Raw genomic sequence first — 17099 nt, 5'->3', positions numbered from 1 at the left:
TTTTCGCTTATCAGAATAATATGTCAAGTATTATTGTTCGTTAAAGGTCTTCCAGCGCAAGAGGCTCGATAATTTCGGCAATGCGCAATCCAAAGTTATCATCCACCACAACGATGTCACCTTTGGCGATGCACTTACCATTTACGTAGAGATCCGCTCTGTCACCTGCCAATCGGTCCAACACCACTAGCGAACCCTTGGTATAGTTCAAAATATCCTTTACTCTCCGACGTGTCCGACCAATTTCAACTGCAACATCAACCGGAACAGACATCAGCAGATCCAGATTGCCTTCCTGCTCTTCGTTCAGGATGGTTGTATGCTCTTCAAATGTTGGCATAGCCGGCTTGGTTGTCTTAATGGCTTTCGGCTCCGGAGCAGCCTGCTGAGGCATATAGTACATCGGCGGATACGGCATCTGCATTCCATATGGCGGATATTGCATTGAAGCATATTGCTGCTGCATCTCCGGCGACATCTGTTGCATCGTCTGCGCAGCCGCCTCTTGCTGTGGCTGGGCCACAGGCTGCACGGGTGTTTGCTGTGGCGCAGGTGCTTCAGCTACCTGCGACTGTGCCGATTGCTCCGCAGATGCAGCAGGCTGCGAAGCTGCATTTTTCTGCATCGCCTGCTCTTCTGCAAAACTCTGCGTCATTAGTCTTTCAATCTCCTCCTGGCTCATGGGTGCACCGCTATCGCTAGATGTCTCCGACTCCGCTGCCACAGCAGGCTGAGTTACAGACTTTTCCATCAACTCTTCGCCAATCACACCGACGTCCTCCCCTTCAATACCAAAGCCCTTCAATAGCTCTCGTACCAAATCCATGCTGAGCGCACTCATAAATTCGCTTTCTACCGTATCTTCAATACTAAATTTAAAGCGAACTATCACCAAAATACCGCTTGAAGGAAAATATGTATCAATAAATTCCTCTAAACTGCCGATTTCAAACGCCTGCGGCGTCGAGATGTTGACCATTCTGTTCAAAAAATCGGACATCGCGGTAGATGCAGCACCCATCATCTGATTCATGACTTCACAAATTGCGCTCATGTTCAGTTCATTGATTTTGAAATCCTCATCTTTTGTCGTGCTGCCCATGAGGATATCAACAATTTCCCGCACATCGCTCCGTTTGAGCAACATGATATTGCTGCCACTGAGGCCTGCTACATAGTCAATTTTTACACCAATGGCAGGCTGTAAATCACCTAACGTAAACTCATCTGCAGAAACTACACTCACCGTTGGCGTTGTGATATCAACGCGACGTGCGAGCATATTGGAAACCGCAGTCGCGGAGGAGCCCAGACTGATATTAAAGATTTCCCCAATCGCATCAATTGCTATTGGGCTAAATACATTCGATCCCATTCTTACTGCCTCTCTCCTTCATCCTGCATATTTTCCCTGTCGGATAGCACATAAGTTTTATCTATCCGCACAGCCTTGTTCTTTTGAAATACACCCATCTTGCCGTCGAACCATCGCTTTCCACCAATATTCAAAAAGATTTTTGAATCTTTTGGCTGATCTAAGAAGATTATATCACCAACATGCAGATGGTATATATCCTCCAGCTGCAGGGTAGTATGTTGAAATTCAGCTGTAATCTCCAGATCTGAACCACGCAAGTAATCCATAATCTCTTCGCTGTCATGTTGATTGGTCTGCCTGATGCTTGCCGTTTCCCGGTTCATCAAGCCGAACACATCGCTGAGCATGGTACCTGGCAGAACAATGCTGAAACGCCCTCTGCTGACCGGAGTACGAATTGTGATGCCAACAATGACAACAGCCTCTTCCAATCCGATTAACTGCACCAGAGTGGGATTGACCTCAACTCTTTGGAATTTGAAATTGAGATCAATATAATTCTTCCACGCACTGGACAGACTGTCAATCAAATTATTCATGAGGTCCGTATACAGGCGTAATTCAATATCCGTATATTGATAGTCCGAACTCACTTCCCCCTCGGTTTCACCATCGCCACCGAGCAAACGGTCAAGCATACTTAACATGATGCCTGTTGTAATATGAAAGAGAACCGGTTCCTTCTCCGCCGTATCATCAAACGAATCCTCTGCCAGTGTTAACACATCTCGCTCTGATAAGGCATTGGAAAACTCGAAATACCGTTGTTCTTCTACCGAATCAACCTCTAACTCGCACGACATATGTAGTAAAGCATTCAGCCGAGAGGATAGAATCCGCACATAGCTTTCAAAAATACTGCTGATCATTTTCATGCGATCCCGCGTGAATTTTTTCGGGCTATAGAAATCGTATTTCGGATACTTCTTTTCCTCGGATTTATCCTTTTCGGCCGTTGCCACGTCCATGTCACCGTTTCGAGCGGCAGCAAGCAAGGCATCGATCTGACTTTGTGATAAAACTTCAGACATTTATAACAAATCCTTTAACTCTTAACTCTACTCGGCTTCGCCTTCGCGTATCGTAAAATACTTATCCACGCTGTTTTCCGCGCTGTCCGGATTCATGCCGGTAATCATAATCTCTACACGGCGGTTTTTAGCGCGCTCTGTGTCATTATCAAAACCGGCAATCGGACGCCATTGTCCATATCCGACGCTAACTAACTTATCCGGATCAATTACATTCTTTTCCTGCAAATATACCGTTACCGTTGAAGCACGGTTAGATGCAAGAAAGCGGTCCACTGTAGGATTATTCGGCTTTGTTGGATCACCCTGCGAGGTATGGCCCATCACACGCATTTCATCAATCAGATTATTCTGCGGCGCAATTGCATTGGCCACCTCATCAAGCATACGCTTTCCCGAATCCAACAGCACATAGCTGTCACCTTCAAAAAACACTGCATCGCGGAACGTAATAAACACATAATCCGCGCCTTGTGTGATTGACATCTGCTGTTGCAGATTATTTTTCTCGCTGTATTCATTGAGCGCCATTGCGATTTGATTGAGCGCCTCAGTGACATCCTCCTTCGAAATCTGATCATCAGTCTGATCACCGGATCCCTCACCATGCGTGTCCATCGTTTGCAACGTGGCATCGCGCTTAAAACTTTGCACAATCAGTGCCCATTTCGATTCATTGATGGAGGACATACTATACAGCAGAACGAAAAAGCAGAGAAGCAGCGTGACCATATCGCCATATGTATCCTGCCAGTTAGCTCCGCCCCCACCCTTTCTCCGTCTTTTCACATCTGCAACTTCCTTTCTCTCATTACCAAGGTTGAGCAATTATTCCTGCTCGTTTCCTCGTCTCCCGCGACCTTTTCTCTTCTCAGAACCGCCACCTGTTGCGTTCTGTTCCAAATATCCTTCCAGCTTCTCCCGAATAAACTTGGGATTTTCACCAGACTGAATCGCCATAACACCTTCGACAATTATCTGCCTACAGAGACACTCTTCTTCATCTCGAGTCCTCAGATTGTTGGCAATCGGGTTGAAAACCAGATTTGCCAGAATAACACCATAGAAGGTCGTAATCAACGCAGTGCCCATATCCTGACCAATGCCGGATGAACCATTCTCGACATCCAAATTGACCAGCATATTGATCAGACCAATCAGAGTACCGACCATACCGAAAGCGGGGGCGGCAGCTGACGCCTTTTCATACATCGAAGCAACATCATCATGACGTGCGCTCAGCTGCTCTATATCGCTTGCCAGCATATCCCGCACTTTATCTGAATCGTTGCCATCCACAATCAGCATGATGCTTTTCTTGAAAAATGGGTCTTCCAGTTGATTTGCGCGTTCTTCCAGGGCCAACAGGCCGTTTTTACGAGCAATCTGCGCGAACTCAACAATTTCGTCAATTACAGATGCCGGATTAAATTTTTTCTGATTAAAAATAATTCCTATATGCTTTGGAAATTTTGCAACCATCTTGCCGGGGTTACCGGCGATAATCGTTGCCAAGGTACCGCCCAAAACAATAAAAATACTGGCGGCATCACCGAAGTTTGCAAGCTGTGTAAAATCGAACGGTCCAAAATTGGCCTGACCACCAATCGACATACCTAAGATCAGCAGAATGAAACCGCCTACAATGCCAAGAATAAAAGTTAAATTCATTTTCTCACACGTCCCCCAATCTGAATCCGCCTAAATGACGAGTTGTCAGAATGCAGTTCTATCTATATTCAGTCTCCTCTTTTATCGGAGATCGTGATTTCACGGTAAATATCCCGCACCCTTGCGGTATAATTTTCAATTTGGCGAACCACCGCCTCCGGCGTTTCCCTTACAATGTAATAATCATGATTCATCATAATAATTTTGGTTTCGGGAATCATCTCAATTGTCTCGATCTGCATGTGGTTTAGCAAAAATGGTTCTCTATTTAATTTAGTCAGCCGGATCATGTCGTTCACCTTTCCCCACTTCAAAAGATTTCAGGCCTCGGGAGGGAGGGGATGTTACCCTCCCCCCAGTCGCCTGTCTTTACGTAATATCACCCATTAATGAGATTCATTACCGCTTCATGTTGACCAAATCAGACAACATTTCATCTGTAACAGTGATAATTTTGGTATTGGCCTGAAAACCGCGCTGCGTCGTAATCAGATCGGCAAATTCGGTTGCAATATCTGTTTTCGAAGATTCCAAACCACCGGACAAAATCTTGGTATCGCCTGCACCTGTCAAGGTGATCCGATCGGGATTTGTAGCATTGGTATTATTATTCAAATCGCCTACCACAGTCCCACCGCAAGTACCGACTACAACATCGCCTGCGTTATTGCCTGCCTTATAATAGCCATCGCTTTCCTTTGTAAGACCATTGGGGTTGACAACGCTGCCAATCGGGATAATACCAACAGCAATCGCAAGGTTATCCTGCGTCACCGCAGTGACAACACCATTTTGGTCAACGCTCAGATTAACGCTTTGTACATCAACTCGCTTATCCTGATTGACCGCGGTACCGTTAATATCTGCCGGATAGGCCGGGATGTTTGTATCGACCGCGATCTCAGGATACAGCGCGCCACCCTCTCTAATACCTGTAGCAGTATTGCTTGCGGGCGCTGAAACCGGCAGACGAATCGGGCGCAGGCACGTATCCCACATCACACTACCATCAGCATTTTCTGCCATGGTTCCGTCTGCGGTGCCCTGCGGCATGAAGCCATAAACACAATAGCCGTTGCTATCGACCAGATAACCGTCCGAATCAAGAAAGAAATTACCCACTCGCTTGAGCGTCAGGTTATTCGGATCTGGCTCATAAGTAATTGTCGCATCCGGCTTCGGGCCGACCATAAAGAAACCGTTGCCATCCAGATAAAGATGGGAATTGATGCCGGTCGGCGCATAAGTACCACCGGACATGTTCAAGTCAATCGACGCAACCTGAGAGCCATAGCCAATCTGCGATGCGTTCGTACCACCATATTGGTTGCCGCCCTCGGTACTGTTGCTGATTGAAGTATACATGGACTCGCTGAACGAAGTAACGCCCGGCTTAAAACCATAGGTATTAGCATTGGCGATGTTATTACCGATTACATTCATTTTCTGCATGTGGGTCTGCAAACCCGCAATTGCAGCGTACATAGAACCTGTCATATGTTTTATTTGCTCCTTCCAATTCATACGGTGCCGTCGGCAGCCGTCATACGGACAGACTTCCAAAGCACCCATAAAAGGACCTGCTTTCTTACTTTAGAAGAACAGCACCGTCAATATTGGTAAATACATTGTCACGCATTTCGTCTTGCGAAATCGCCGTGATCACTCTGTTTTGCGGCACATTTACAATAAACGCACGTCCCGCATCCAGCACCAGAATATTCTTAGCACCTTTTTCCTGTGCCTTGCCAACAGAATGAGCAAGTTGGCTCATCAAAGCATCAGTCATTTCAATGCCCCGCTCTTCCGCACGCTGCTGCGCATGCTTGGAAAATTCCACGGTCGGCGCTGTCTGCTGGCCTGTGCCAAGTTGCTCCATGCGCTGTCGGAGCAGATCACTAAAAGTACCCGTTGAAATTTGTGACGTCTGCTGAACCTGCTGGCCAAGCAAATTACCGCCACTAATTCGGTCGATCATGTTTTATCGCCGTCCTCGCCGGAAACGGGGGTGTCAGAACCATCCGTTCCACCCGTTCCTTCCTCTGGCGTTTCCTCTTCCGCCGGCAACTCACCAACCGCCATAATGGAGCTGAGAGCATACGACTTGCCATTTACAAAAATAACCTGCTCGCCGTTATATGTTCCTGTACCTGTCACCTGGCCAACAATTTCCTTCAAACCACTGGCACTGGTATATTCACCGACAGTAACCGTTTTGCCAACCAACGAAGCCGCATAGGACATCGTAGCCGCATCCGTCATGGTGGCCATAGCCTGAATCGTCGACATCGAAAGCAACTGGTTCATCATATCGCTTGTAGATGCCGGATTATCAATATCCTGATTCTGGAATTGAACAATCATCATCTGAAGGAAATCCTCCATTGTCAGCGCCAGATTATCCCCGCTGCTATCCTTCAAATAACCGACATTATTGTCCGTATCCGCACCAGATGCCTTGGTGTTTTTTGTGTTGCCAGTAGTATTAGGGGTGGAAGTTCTTGCTATCGTAGGCATAAACAAATCGCTCATTATATCTTCTCACTTCCTTTCCATCAAATCGTATCCAGTTGATAAAGACCCAAGCGCAGTTGCCCCAAAAAGCTATCCTGCTCTGCCTTGCTCTGCTGCGGGCTGGATTGCCGCTCCTGCTGCTGCCGGTTCTGCTGGTTATGCCCATCGTACTGCGGCTGCTTAGGCTCCTGCTGATGCACCTGAATTTGAACTGTCTGACCCGTACGGTCTTCCAGTATTGCACCCAGATTGCCCATGTGCTGCGCCAGCAGCGAAGTAGTTTTTGAACTTTCTGCGTAGATGACCAGTCCGAGCTTGCTGCCATTCTGGATCAACTCAATCGTAATGTGACCAAGATTCTCCGGCTTCAACTGAATTTGAACCTTATCACCCACAGTGCTCAGATTTGCCTTGATGGTATCTGCCAGTTGCTTTTCCATATCCGGCGCATTGACATCAGCCGTGGGTGTGGCATCGCCTACCTTAACGGGCATTGTCTCCACATCGCGGAACAAAGTCTGCTCCTGCTGCGTCATAACAACAGGCTGATCGTCCTGCTGCGCTGCTTCCATCAGTTTCTGCCCAACAGCGGTATCGGTAGTCGGCTGCTGTTCTGTATGCGCTGCTGCATCTTGCAATCCTTGCTGCTGCACACCTTCCTGCGCTACGACTACTTCAGGAGCGGTCTGCACCTGTTCCGTCACCATCTGCTGTGGAACCTGAACGGTCGGCTGCACTGTCTCCTGCTGGACTGCGGGTGCCATCGTTTCTGCTGCAACCGCTGTCTGCACGGTCTGGGTAACAACCGCATCCACCGTCGGCATCGTAGTTGCAACATCCACATTTTGCTGCGCTGTCTGCTGCACCGCAACATCCTGCACAACATACGGCTGAAGCAACATTCCCGCCAACGCCTGCCGCACCTCATCCGATACCTGAGGAATATTCTCCTGCGGATTTTGCTCGGTTTGCTGCGCGGTATCATTCTGGACTGGCTTGGATTGAGTCTGCTGATCATTCGAGCTGGGTTTATTGGACGATATCGATTCTTGCTTCTGAGACATCATATCCTGAAAAGAATCGCCATTCGAATCCTGTCCCGCACCCGAACCGGACACCTGACCTTGCTGTATCATCAACTGCATCATCATGTTGATCTGCTCCATATTCATTTCACTCTCACCTCCTTTCACCTGAGAATAAAGGCAGGCGCGGCACAAACAACGCCCGCGGTGCCCTTTTAATGGACAGCCGCGCCTGCCATCACACGGGCGTTGGATACAAATTCATCAATAAACTGTTCTTCGCTCTTTTGCACAGATTTTTGATAAAGCTTCCATTTTTTCTCTTTGAGTTTTTCGATAGTCGCTTTATCCGTTTTCGCGTGAATCACTTCGTTGCGCTTGATTTCTTCTTCCTTTTTGCGCAAAAGAAGTATCTCAAGTGCTTTTTGGATTTCTTTTTCCTGTACACGCAGCATCAGGTCATATCCAACCGCATCTGCAATGGTCATACCTTGCTGCTTTCTGTCACGATACTCTTTGTTGACCTCATCAAACCGCTGCTGCAACGCTGCGACAACCGCTTCTTGTTCACGCATACGCGCAATTGCGGCCGCATGTTCAATGCGGAGCGTGTCCAAGAGCTGCTCTCGATAATGCAGCACCGTCTCCATCGAAAAACGAAACTTCTTCATTGGAATCATCCCCTTTTCTTTCGTATTCCTCTACGAATCACTGTAAAATTGACTCCAACTGATGCAGGCTTTCGTCATAGCTGAAAGATTCATTGATACCCTGCATCAAAAACGCGTTGATTTGATCTATTTTTGAAATCGCAAAATCCAATCGCGGGTTTGTCCCTGCCTTATAAGCACCGATAGATAGCAAATCCTCGTTTTTTTCATAGACACTCAGAATATCACGCAATTTACTTGCAAGCTCTCTGTGCTTGGGAGAAACAATCTCAACCATCAGACGGGAAATACTCGCTGATACATCTATTGCTGGAAAATGGTTTGCATTGGCAAGCTTACGAGACAGAACGATATGTCCATCCAGAATACCACGGACGGTATCTGCAATAGGTTCATTCGTGTCATCGCCCTCTACCAATACAGTATAAACACCGGTGATAGAGCCGCGTTCAAAATTACCGCTTCTCTCCAGCAATTTGGGCAACTCCGCGTAAATAGACGGCGTATAGCCACGTGCTACCGGGGGTTCACCGACCGCAAGACCAATTTCACGCTGCGCCATAGCAAAACGCGTCAGCGAATCCATCATCAGAAGAACATCTTTCCCCTGATCCCGAAAATACTCTGCAATTGCAGTCGCAACAGAGGGGCACTTCATACGCAGCATAGCAGGCTGGTCAGAGGTTGCAACCACCAGTACTGAGCGGCGCATGCCTTCTTCACCCAAATCCTTTTGGACAAACTCCAGCACCTCACGTCCTCGTTCGCCAACCAGTGCAATCACATTGATATCAGTTTTTACGTTCTTCGCGATCATACCCATCAGAGTGGATTTACCGACGCCTGAACCTGCAAAAATACCGATACGTTGTCCCTTGCCAATCGTCAGCGTTGAGTCAATCGCGCGCACGCCAAAGTCCACACGTGTGCGAATCGGCGGTCGCGTCAGCGGGTTGATATACGGACTGTCCACGTAGTAGCTATCCCCTTCCGGGAAGGGGGCCAGTCCGTCAATGGGTTTGCCCATCGCATTGATAATTCTCCCACGCAGGAAATCTCCAACCTGCAAACGCAGTCGACGTCCGGTATTCCGCACAAAGCTGCCGGGCGCAAGTCCATTCATATTCTGATACGGCATCAGCAGCATGCGGTCACTCTTGAAGCCAACCACCTCGGCCAGCACCTGACTGTTCGACTCTGCAGAATAGATGCGGCAAATATCGCCGATTGCCCCGCGTCCACCTGACGCTTCAATTGACATGCCGACAATATTCTCGATTTTGCCGGTGCGGCTCAACATATCGCCGTCTTTAATTTGTTGAATGACTTGCTCAAACATAGGTTTTCTCCCCGAACAGGCTATGAAAAATTCTCATGGATGACCGAACGAATATTTTCAAGCTGCGTTGAAGCACTTGCATCGATAATCTCATCCGGCATTTCCACAATGCAGGTTCCTGTCTCGGCATCCCGCATGGGAACAATTTTAATGTGATCTGATAAGCTGGACAATGCCGCTGTCAGGGATGGATCGCTTTGTGCAACCCCTTTCACATCGCAATCTGCAACATAAATCTGTACCCATTCGCGACGCTTCATCTTTTCAGTTGCTGCAATGATCATGCGTTTGATAATCTCTTCACTGCTTTTTAAGCTGACATGGATCACCTTTTCCGCCACAGCTACAGCAACATCCAACACCTCGCCACTAAGCTTATCAATCTTTTCATCACGCATATTGCTTGCCTGCGTGAGGAACTGCTGCACTGCCTCCACAGATTCCTGTGCCGCCTTAAGCATCGCAGCGGATGCTTCTTGCTCACCTTGACGCCGCCCCTCCGCATAGCCTTGGCTATAGCCTTCTTCGGATGCCTGCTGGTGAATTCTCGCTACTTCCGCTTCGGCAGCCTGCTTCGCCTCTTCTATAATATGCTCTGCCTGGGCCTGTGCATTACGGATTAATTCATCTGCCTGTGCCTGCGCCAGCGACAGTGCTTTTTCAAAGCTTCCGCCTTCTGGCTCCTGTATTTCCTGCTCCTGCGCTTCCGCCTTGGCATCATGTTCCGCCTTGCCCTCTTCCGCAGGTTTTCCATCCGCCGCGTCTTCACTATGGATACTTTCCTTGAAGCGGATCATCTCCTCCAGCTGGCTTACCAACTGTTCCTCATCCGGCAGCTCGTATTCTTCAGCCTTCGGTTTCATGAAATACTTCAGAATACTAGGCAATGATCTCATCCTTTCCGCCCTTCAGAATAATGATCTCATTGCGCTCTTCCAGATCACGAATGATACCGACAATACGCTGCTGTGCCTCTTCCACATCACGAATACGCACATTTGTAGTAATTTCGAGGTCTTCTTCGATATTCTGACGCATACGCGTAGACATGTTGGAAAACAGCTTGTTTGTAACATCCTTGTTGGCCCCCTTGAGTGCCAGGACAAGATCGCGCATATCGCAATCGCGAACAAAACGCTGTACAGAACGGTCGTCCATATGTACGATATCCTCGAATACAAACATACGCTTGCGGATTTCTTCGGCCAGCGTACCATCGCTTTTCTCCAGACCGTCGAAAATCGACTTCTCGCTCGAACGCTCCAAATTGTTCATAATCGCAGCAATATGATCCAGACCACCAATCTGCACATTCTCCGTAACAATCAGGCTGGAGAACTTCTTCTGCAGCTCGTCCTCTATCATCTTTACTGCCGTCGGTGAAGCACTCTCCATGCGCGCAATATTCTTTACCACACGCAGTTTCTTCTTAGGCGGTAATTCTTCCAGTACCGAGGCCGCCTTCTCCGGTTCGATATAGGACAAAACCAGAGCAATAGTTTGCGCACGTTCATGCTGCAGCGTAGAAAGCAACGTTTTCGCATCTGTCTTGTTGAGGAACGAAAACGAGCGGTTGCTGAGCGCCTTGGTAACCTTACTGAGCAGCTGCTCTGCCGCCTGTTCACCAAATGCCTTTTGCAATACCGAACGGGCATATTCCATACCACCCTCGGTAATAGCCTTGTTGGTTAGGCACATCTGATAAAAGTCTTCCAGCACCTGCTGTGTTGTTTCGGGATCGACATAGCCAAGCTTCGCTACCTCAATGGTCAGCTGCTCCAACTCGTCCGAATTCATGTACTGATAAATTCGAGATGCCTTTTCCGTGCCAATGGCAACGATCACGGTTGCCGCTTTTTGTGCAGGCGTCAACTCTTGCTCAGCCATTTGCACCCTCCCCTCTAAGCCATGTGCGGATCATCTGTGCCGCAATTTCCGGATTCTCCTCCGTAAACTTGCGAATCTCCTGTTTCAGTTCCATACTCTTCTCGTTCTTGATTTCCAGAACATTATCAATCTGCTCCTGAGCCTGCTCGGCAGCTGCAGCCTCTTGTGCCGCAAGCTCCTCAGCCTGCTGCGCCAACAGCAATTCCTGCGCCTTTCTGCGGCGTTTGGAACGGATCACCAGCAAGACAATCAACAGCAACAGCAGACCAATTACGCCTGCACCAGCATACAGTGCCCACTTCGGAATCTGTAGGCCCGAAAGGAGCGGCGCAGTTACATTCCCTGCATCCGGATTATAGAAAGGTGCGACCAGCACATTGATCTTATCCGCCTGCTGGTCTGTAGAAATACCGGCCGCACGTGCAATATGGCTGATAAGCTGCGCCGTACCCACATTACCGGCAGTATCCTGATTGATGGTAACCGCAATCATTACATCGGTCACGACACCAAAGTTTTGCTCACTCTGCTCGGTAGAGGTGTTGACATTCATGTCCTCGGTACCGCTATTTTTAATATACTGCTCATTGCCATTTATGACATTCTGCGACTCCATATAAGTCGGAATATCAGCATTGGTCGCTGTACCAACGACACCGCCGTTTGCCACATCCTCGCCGCGTATCAGTTCCTGATCGTACTCCCGACGGCCGATGATGCCCTCGCCGTCCGGCGCACCCTCAGGTGTAGTGTACTCAGTGGTCTCCTGCACACGATGGCTGACATCCACTGTACTGGTTACGCTAACGCGTACGTTATCCGAACCGTAAATTGGACTGAGCGCCTGCAAAACTTCATTGCGAACACGATTATTTACCTGATTCTCCAAGCGCATCTTAAGATCCGATGCGGATGCCGTCGAAGTATCCGTATTGCCCGGTGTATAGCTATTGCCAATGGAGTCCGTAATCGTTACGCTTTCAAAATCCAGACCCTTTACACTATGCGCAACAAAGTTACCGATTGCATCCACATAATTTTCCGGCAACGCACCGCCATCCTGCATCTCAACAAAAACAGCAGCGGTCGCAGGTGTCGCGTTATCACTGTCCAGCACATAGCGCTGATCGGAGCCAGGCGTAATATCCACGACTGCATTCTTAACACCCGAGAAGTTGCGGATGACCGCAGCCATGCGATCCTGCAACTCATAATTTCTCAGGGTTTCCCGATCGGATTCGCTCGACATCATACCGACGTTATCCAGATAAGTACCGTACAGGAAGCCACTCTTAGGATATCCGTCCACCAGTAGCTTTGCCTGCAAATTGGTAACCTCATCCTTGGGCACCTTAATCGTGTCACCCTCTATTTTGTAATTTGTCGCACCATATTCATCCAGTTTACCAACAATCGCCGAAGCCTCGTCCGTCGTCAGTCCGGTGACCAGCGTTTCATATGGACGATTGTTCAAGACCAGTGCGAGAATTACGGAAACAGCAATAACCACGACCAATGCGACCGCGGTGATCTTAATATACTTGGACTTGTGTTCCCCTACATATAAGTCTTTTACCTTGTTTAGACCGCTCTGAAATTTCTCTTTCACTATACTTCTCCGCCTCATCCCAGAGTTTCCCTCATACTGGAGGGTTAGCAGTTACATTATATGCTCATGCGCGAAATCTCACTATAGGCATCCAGTGCTTTATTTCTCAATTCCGCAAGCAGCTGAACAGAAAGCTGTGCTTTCGTGCCGGCAATGGTTGCAACAGCTGGATTGTCCAACTGGCCTGTCGCCAACAAATACTGTGCCTGACTATACTCTGCATCGGTTTGCTTCACATTATTAATTGCATTCTGAAATACATCCGCAAAGACCGGAAGACCGTTTTGCGAAGAAGCTGTATTCTCCTGTGAAGTCATTCTATTCAGAGAAATCGAATCCCACAAGGGCTGTATCGAACCAATCGTCGCCATTGTATTTTCCTCCTTATTTATCTACCAATATCAAGTGCCCGCGTGGCAACCGTTTTTAAGGTATTAAATGCTGTGACATTGGCAGAATACGCTTGCGTTGCCGCCATAGCATCCGTAATCTCCTTGACTAAATCCACATTCGGCATTTCCACATACCCGTCCGCATTTGCATCCGGATGGTTAGGATCGTACTGCAACTTAAAAGGGCTGGTATCCTCCACGATTTGCGTGACACGGACACCGCCCGTTTGTGACAAATTATATGTTTGCGCGGGAACACTACCCGCAGCTTGCGCGAGCACCTGACGAAATGTATTTCTTCCTCCATCCGCTTCCATCACCACCATCTTGCGCTGATAAGGGCCTTCTCCCCCTTCTACACGTGTGGTATTGATATTGGAAACATTTTCCGAAATAACATCCAACCGGAGCTGTTGCGCTGTCAGCGCAGAGCCGGTAATGTTCATCGAGCTTAGAAATGCCATGACTTATTCTCCTTTCCCTTATTGTCCGCGAATCGCGGTCCGAATCAGCGCCAAATCCGTAGAAATCGCATTCATCACATGCTGCTGCTGCAAAGCGTTTCTGGCTAACTCAATACTTTGCTCCGTAGCATCCACACCATTACCGTCCATACGGGCGGTTTCGTTGTCGGCAACGTGAATTGTAGCCTGTGCACCTTCCAACGCATCTCGCATATCTAATGCACTGCCATTCGCTGCAGCCTGTAAACGCGACCGGAATGCTTCCTCAAAAGTAACATATTTGGTTTTGTAATTTGGTGTCTCCACATTGGCGAGATTATCCAAAATCGCCGTCTGCTTTGTCCACAAGAAGTCCATGGAACGCTCCATCATCAAAAGCGTATTGTTGGTTATCGAATTCATTTTACCGGACCTCCAATACCAGCGTAATTAAATCAACCTAAAGATTTATTTATATTGTACTATAGATTGTTGACTTTTTCAACTACTTTCGACACCAATTTATAACATTGCTGGGCAAATTGCACAATCATAGTCCATTTTTCATTTTTTACATGCTTTTAGGAATTTAACGCAGCGCATCGCATGCGATTTGCAAAATTTTTTCATTTTGAAAGCATCAGACTATGAAACGATTTGGTAATTTTGTTGGATATATGCACTGTAATGTATTTATACTTGTATAATATCATTACATTTCTGTTCACCTTTCAAATAATTAACGGATCCGGCTTTATTGCCGGATCCGTTACTGTATTATATATAGGAAGATGCAAGCTGAATATAGCGATATGCCCAATATGTATACGGAACATCCTTATAAGATATGCCGCCACCGCCCGATGAGCGATTCAATACTCGGGTCATCATTGTCGCAACCTCGCTGCGTGCAATATAGGCATAGGGCCGGAAGGTGCCGTCCGGATAGCCATTGATCCATCCAGCCGAAGTAGCATAGCGAATCGCATTGCTGTTTGATGTCCCGCTGACATCACTAAATCGCGTCGCGCTGCTGCTCACACTCGGTGAGCCAGATAAGCGATAGAGCATCTCTGTCAATTCTCCGCGTGTAATATATTGATCCGGATAAAAATATGTTGTTTGATCAATAATACCTGCTCGCGCGAAAGCGTTCACTTCCTGCGTACACCACATCCCCAGCGGCACATCACGATAGACACTTGTTGTGTAGTCATTTTCAATATTGACCGTACACATCCGGTAAAGCATCACTACTGCTTCCGCACGTGTCATGTAATTTTCCGGCCGGAAGGTGCCGTCAGAATAGCCGTTCATAAACGCACTGCGAGTGGAGGTATTCAAGCGTATCGTATTTGTTGGTGCCACAGAATCTGTGGAGTAATATGCCCGCCCAGAAACCGTCACATTTTCGTTGATATTTGTCAAATAGAGCGATACGACACCGTTAGAATTACGGCTCATCTGATAGGTAGTGCTGCCGACTCGTATTGATGTTTTTTCCGCGCCCACAGTGCGGCTGTTGTCGCCTATTTTGACAGTAATCTCGTCAATTTGATAATTCCTGTCCGGTGTGAAGTAAAAGATAACATCGTCCCCTGCATCAATTCTGCTTGAGGACACGCTCTTTGTAATTGTCATGCGACTGGAGGAAGATATAGTCAATGTCGGTCTGGAAACGGAACCAGAGGAGGACGAGGTAGCGTATAGCTTTACCGGTTCCGTCACATTACCGACGTACACCACATATTCTCCGCCGCCCAAATCCTCAATCTCATAATTCTTGTTATTCACACGGATTTCGCCAGCCGATGGCTTCACAGAGCTTGAACTGTTGCCAATAGTAAGCGTAATTTTCTCCACTGAATAACGATCTGATGTTGTGCTGACATAAAACTCAACATCATCTCCACGCGCCACGGTATCTCCGCAATTGGTATCTATATTGATGCGCGAGCCTTCCTCGGTTTCAATCGGAATATTATTTTGATCATACGTCGACGCAAAAGTCACCGCAGTGTCGACATACATTTCCGGCAGGAAAAACCAGACCTCGTCTGCGTTCTCATGTACCTGCACACGATCATTGCCCATCGTCAGAAAAGTTTGTCCGGTTGCCCAGCTTGCATAACTTTTTCCGTAAGCCACAGTAAAATCACTGATGATATAGCCAGGGCGCGTGCTCACACGCACCTCGCTCGTATAGCCTTGCCCTACACTGGTCACACTGCTGCTTGGCCGCTCCAGCACCAGTCCATCGCTCACATTTACTGTCAGCTTATACACAATCGGGATCTCTTCTACAACGACTTGTACATCCAGATCTGCATACAGTTCTCCCGAAACCGTACTCTCCCCTTCTGCATTCCACGTCACATTCAAGCCGTTCCAATTTGCGTTGCCCGCTGTCAGTGTTTCCTTAATTGTGCCGTATTGGATAATCAGGCTATTTAGTCGATATCCATCCTCCGGCACAGCACTAAGCGAAATCTTTTTCCCGCGCGCAACCTTGCTGCCCTCATTGCCGTTCACCCTCGCATTCCCGGTTTCCTCATGAATGCGCATATTATAATCCTCAAATGTGCTTTGGCAACTGATCCCAGCATCCATCAAGCCCGATATGGCTCCGGCAGAAACCGTCAGCACAAAGCTGCGCGACCGCTCCGGCCAAGCATTCATCTGGATAGTAACGTCCTTAGCCGTAGCCTCTAGATGCGTACTGTCAAGCGTAACTTCTTCCTGCTGTTCCGGCAAAGAACCCTTTACAGTAAAAGTAATTTTATCCAGTCTCCGCCCCTCGTCCAGCGTAATTTTGAAGTCTTGTTTCTCGTTTGGCTGAATGAATGCCGACGCTTCTTCTGGATCCACAGTAAACGAAGATGTCTGTGTGAATTTCACCGTTACACCATCTTTTTGTTCCTGCTCCACTTCCGAATCAGCCGCAAATGCTGCGGACGGGAGCATGACAAGCGCCGACAAAACCAGCGCCAACAACCTTTTACAGCTCCGTTTCATCTCAGAACACCATCTCCTTCCTATCCCTAAAAGATATATGATAGTATATCGTCAAAACCATAGCAAAAATAAGAATAAAAACGACAACCCCCACCTACAATTGGCGGGGGTTGCACTGCACTTA

At 47.9% G+C, this 17099-nt stretch carries 18 protein-coding genes; all 18 read right to left on the bottom strand.

Features of this window, described 5'->3' with window-relative positions; all coding sequences use genetic code 11:
- Window positions 1-40: 40 nt before the first annotated feature.
- Window positions 41-1375, bottom strand: coding sequence for a flagellar motor switch protein FliN (gene fliN, locus ACTQ3V_RS03615; RefSeq protein WP_441466303.1), 1335 nt, complete (start codon window positions 1373-1375; stop codon window positions 41-43).
- A 2-nt stretch (window positions 1376-1377) separates the two neighbouring features.
- A complete protein-coding gene (locus ACTQ3V_RS03610) occupies window positions 1378-2409 on the bottom strand; it encodes a flagellar motor switch protein FliM (RefSeq protein WP_441466302.1) in 1032 nt (343 codons plus the stop codon).
- Window positions 2410-2436: 27 nt separating this feature from the next.
- On the bottom strand, window positions 2437-3198 hold the full coding sequence (locus ACTQ3V_RS03605) for an OmpA/MotB family protein (protein ID WP_441466301.1): 762 nt from the start codon (window positions 3196-3198) through the stop codon (window positions 2437-2439).
- A gap of 39 nt (window positions 3199-3237) precedes the next feature.
- Window positions 3238-4080 carry a motility protein A gene (locus ACTQ3V_RS03600; RefSeq protein ID WP_441466300.1) on the bottom strand — a complete coding sequence of 281 codons (843 nt, stop codon included), beginning with the start codon at window positions 4078-4080 and terminating at the stop codon, window positions 3238-3240.
- A gap of 68 nt (window positions 4081-4148) precedes the next feature.
- Window positions 4149-4370, bottom strand: a complete 222-nt coding sequence (locus tag ACTQ3V_RS03595; protein WP_297275125.1) for a flagellar FlbD family protein — start codon at window positions 4368-4370, stop codon at window positions 4149-4151.
- 109 nt (window positions 4371-4479) lie between these two features.
- The gene (locus tag ACTQ3V_RS03590; RefSeq protein ID WP_441466299.1) at window positions 4480-5652 is read right to left on the bottom strand and encodes a flagellar hook-basal body complex protein; all 1173 of its coding nucleotides are present in this window, start codon (window positions 5650-5652) and stop codon (window positions 4480-4482) included.
- Between the two features lie 16 nt (window positions 5653-5668).
- Window positions 5669-6058 (bottom strand): TIGR02530 family flagellar biosynthesis protein, encoded by a 390-nt coding sequence (locus ACTQ3V_RS03585; protein ID WP_441466298.1) that lies wholly within the window; start codon window positions 6056-6058, stop codon window positions 5669-5671.
- Complete coding sequence (locus ACTQ3V_RS03580) at window positions 6055-6612, bottom strand: flagellar hook capping FlgD N-terminal domain-containing protein (RefSeq protein WP_441466297.1); 558 nt, start codon at window positions 6610-6612, stop codon at window positions 6055-6057. Before ACTQ3V_RS03580 ends, ACTQ3V_RS03585 begins: the two co-directional genes overlap by 4 nt.
- A 23-nt stretch (window positions 6613-6635) precedes the next feature.
- Window positions 6636-7766 (bottom strand): flagellar hook-length control protein FliK, encoded by a 1131-nt coding sequence (locus tag ACTQ3V_RS03575; RefSeq protein WP_441466296.1) that lies wholly within the window; start codon window positions 7764-7766, stop codon window positions 6636-6638.
- A gap of 68 nt (window positions 7767-7834) precedes the next feature.
- Window positions 7835-8290, bottom strand: a complete 456-nt coding sequence (locus ACTQ3V_RS03570) for a flagellar export protein FliJ (RefSeq protein WP_441466295.1) — start codon at window positions 8288-8290, stop codon at window positions 7835-7837.
- A gap of 37 nt (window positions 8291-8327) precedes the next feature.
- Window positions 8328-9629, bottom strand: coding sequence for a flagellar protein export ATPase FliI (gene fliI / locus ACTQ3V_RS03565; protein ID WP_441466294.1), 1302 nt, complete (start codon window positions 9627-9629; stop codon window positions 8328-8330).
- A 20-nt stretch (window positions 9630-9649) separates the two neighbouring features.
- Window positions 9650-10426 carry a FliH/SctL family protein gene (locus tag ACTQ3V_RS03560; protein ID WP_441466293.1) on the bottom strand — a complete coding sequence of 259 codons (777 nt, stop codon included), beginning with the start codon at window positions 10424-10426 and terminating at the stop codon, window positions 9650-9652.
- An 82-nt stretch (window positions 10427-10508) separates the two neighbouring features.
- Entirely contained in the window at window positions 10509-11516 is a 1008-nt protein-coding gene (fliG, locus tag ACTQ3V_RS03555; protein WP_441466292.1) for a flagellar motor switch protein FliG, read from the bottom strand.
- Window positions 11509-13125 (bottom strand): flagellar basal-body MS-ring/collar protein FliF, encoded by a 1617-nt coding sequence (gene fliF, locus ACTQ3V_RS03550; protein ID WP_441466291.1) that lies wholly within the window; start codon window positions 13123-13125, stop codon window positions 11509-11511. Before fliF ends, fliG begins: the two co-directional genes overlap by 8 nt.
- A gap of 56 nt (window positions 13126-13181) precedes the next feature.
- Window positions 13182-13496 carry a flagellar hook-basal body complex protein FliE gene (fliE, locus tag ACTQ3V_RS03545; RefSeq protein WP_441466290.1) on the bottom strand — a complete coding sequence of 105 codons (315 nt, stop codon included), beginning with the start codon at window positions 13494-13496 and terminating at the stop codon, window positions 13182-13184.
- Window positions 13497-13513: 17 nt separating this feature from the next.
- On the bottom strand, window positions 13514-13981 hold the full coding sequence (flgC, locus tag ACTQ3V_RS03540; RefSeq protein WP_441466289.1) for a flagellar basal body rod protein FlgC: 468 nt from the start codon (window positions 13979-13981) through the stop codon (window positions 13514-13516).
- A gap of 18 nt (window positions 13982-13999) precedes the next feature.
- Entirely contained in the window at window positions 14000-14383 is a 384-nt protein-coding gene (gene flgB / locus ACTQ3V_RS03535) for a flagellar basal body rod protein FlgB (RefSeq protein ID WP_441466288.1), read from the bottom strand.
- A gap of 354 nt (window positions 14384-14737) precedes the next feature.
- On the bottom strand, window positions 14738-16975 hold the full coding sequence (locus ACTQ3V_RS03530) for an S-layer homology domain-containing protein (RefSeq protein WP_441466287.1): 2238 nt from the start codon (window positions 16973-16975) through the stop codon (window positions 14738-14740).
- Window positions 16976-17099 lie beyond the last annotated feature (124 nt).

Source organism: Candidatus Agathobaculum pullicola (genome assembly GCF_052117205.1).
Taxonomy (GTDB): domain Bacteria; phylum Bacillota; class Clostridia; order Oscillospirales; family Butyricicoccaceae; genus Agathobaculum; species Agathobaculum pullicola.
The sequence above is the reverse complement of the archived record's forward strand: the minus strand, read 5'-3'. Positions and strand labels throughout refer to the sequence as shown.

Excerpts from the sequence above, each read along its gene's own strand:
- ACTQ3V_RS03570 (WP_441466295.1), bottom strand. The coding sequence starts at position 8,290 with ATGAAGAAGTTTCGTTTTTCGATGGAGACGGTGCTGCATTATCGAGAG.
- ACTQ3V_RS03585 (WP_441466298.1), bottom strand. The coding sequence starts at position 6,058 with ATGATCGACCGAATTAGTGGCGGTAATTTGCTTGGCCAGCAGGTTCAG.
- ACTQ3V_RS03600 (WP_441466300.1), bottom strand. The coding sequence starts at position 4,080 with ATGAATTTAACTTTTATTCTTGGCATTGTAGGCGGTTTCATTCTGCTG.
- ACTQ3V_RS03590 (WP_441466299.1), bottom strand. The coding sequence starts at position 5,652 with ATGGGTGCTTTGGAAGTCTGTCCGTATGACGGCTGCCGACGGCACCGT.
- ACTQ3V_RS03610 (WP_441466302.1), bottom strand. The coding sequence starts at position 2,409 with ATGTCTGAAGTTTTATCACAAAGTCAGATCGATGCCTTGCTTGCTGCC.
- ACTQ3V_RS03560 (WP_441466293.1), bottom strand. The coding sequence starts at position 10,426 with ATGATCCGCTTCAAGGAAAGTATCCATAGTGAAGACGCGGCGGATGGA.
- flgC (WP_441466289.1), bottom strand. The coding sequence starts at position 13,981 with ATGGCATTTCTAAGCTCGATGAACATTACCGGCTCTGCGCTGACAGCG.
- fliN (WP_441466303.1), bottom strand. The coding sequence starts at position 1,375 with ATGGGATCGAATGTATTTAGCCCAATAGCAATTGATGCGATTGGGGAA.
- ACTQ3V_RS03580 (WP_441466297.1), bottom strand. The coding sequence starts at position 6,612 with ATGAGCGATTTGTTTATGCCTACGATAGCAAGAACTTCCACCCCTAAT.
- ACTQ3V_RS03595 (WP_297275125.1), bottom strand. The coding sequence starts at position 4,370 with ATGATCCGGCTGACTAAATTAAATAGAGAACCATTTTTGCTAAACCAC.
- flgB (WP_441466288.1), bottom strand. The coding sequence starts at position 14,383 with ATGAATTCGATAACCAACAATACGCTTTTGATGATGGAGCGTTCCATG.
- fliE (WP_441466290.1), bottom strand. The coding sequence starts at position 13,496 with ATGGCGACGATTGGTTCGATACAGCCCTTGTGGGATTCGATTTCTCTG.
- fliI (WP_441466294.1), bottom strand. The coding sequence starts at position 9,629 with ATGTTTGAGCAAGTCATTCAACAAATTAAAGACGGCGATATGTTGAGC.
- fliG (WP_441466292.1), bottom strand. The coding sequence starts at position 11,516 with ATGGCTGAGCAAGAGTTGACGCCTGCACAAAAAGCGGCAACCGTGATC.
- ACTQ3V_RS03575 (WP_441466296.1), bottom strand. The coding sequence starts at position 7,766 with ATGAATATGGAGCAGATCAACATGATGATGCAGTTGATGATACAGCAA.
- ACTQ3V_RS03530 (WP_441466287.1), bottom strand. The coding sequence starts at position 16,975 with ATGAAACGGAGCTGTAAAAGGTTGTTGGCGCTGGTTTTGTCGGCGCTT.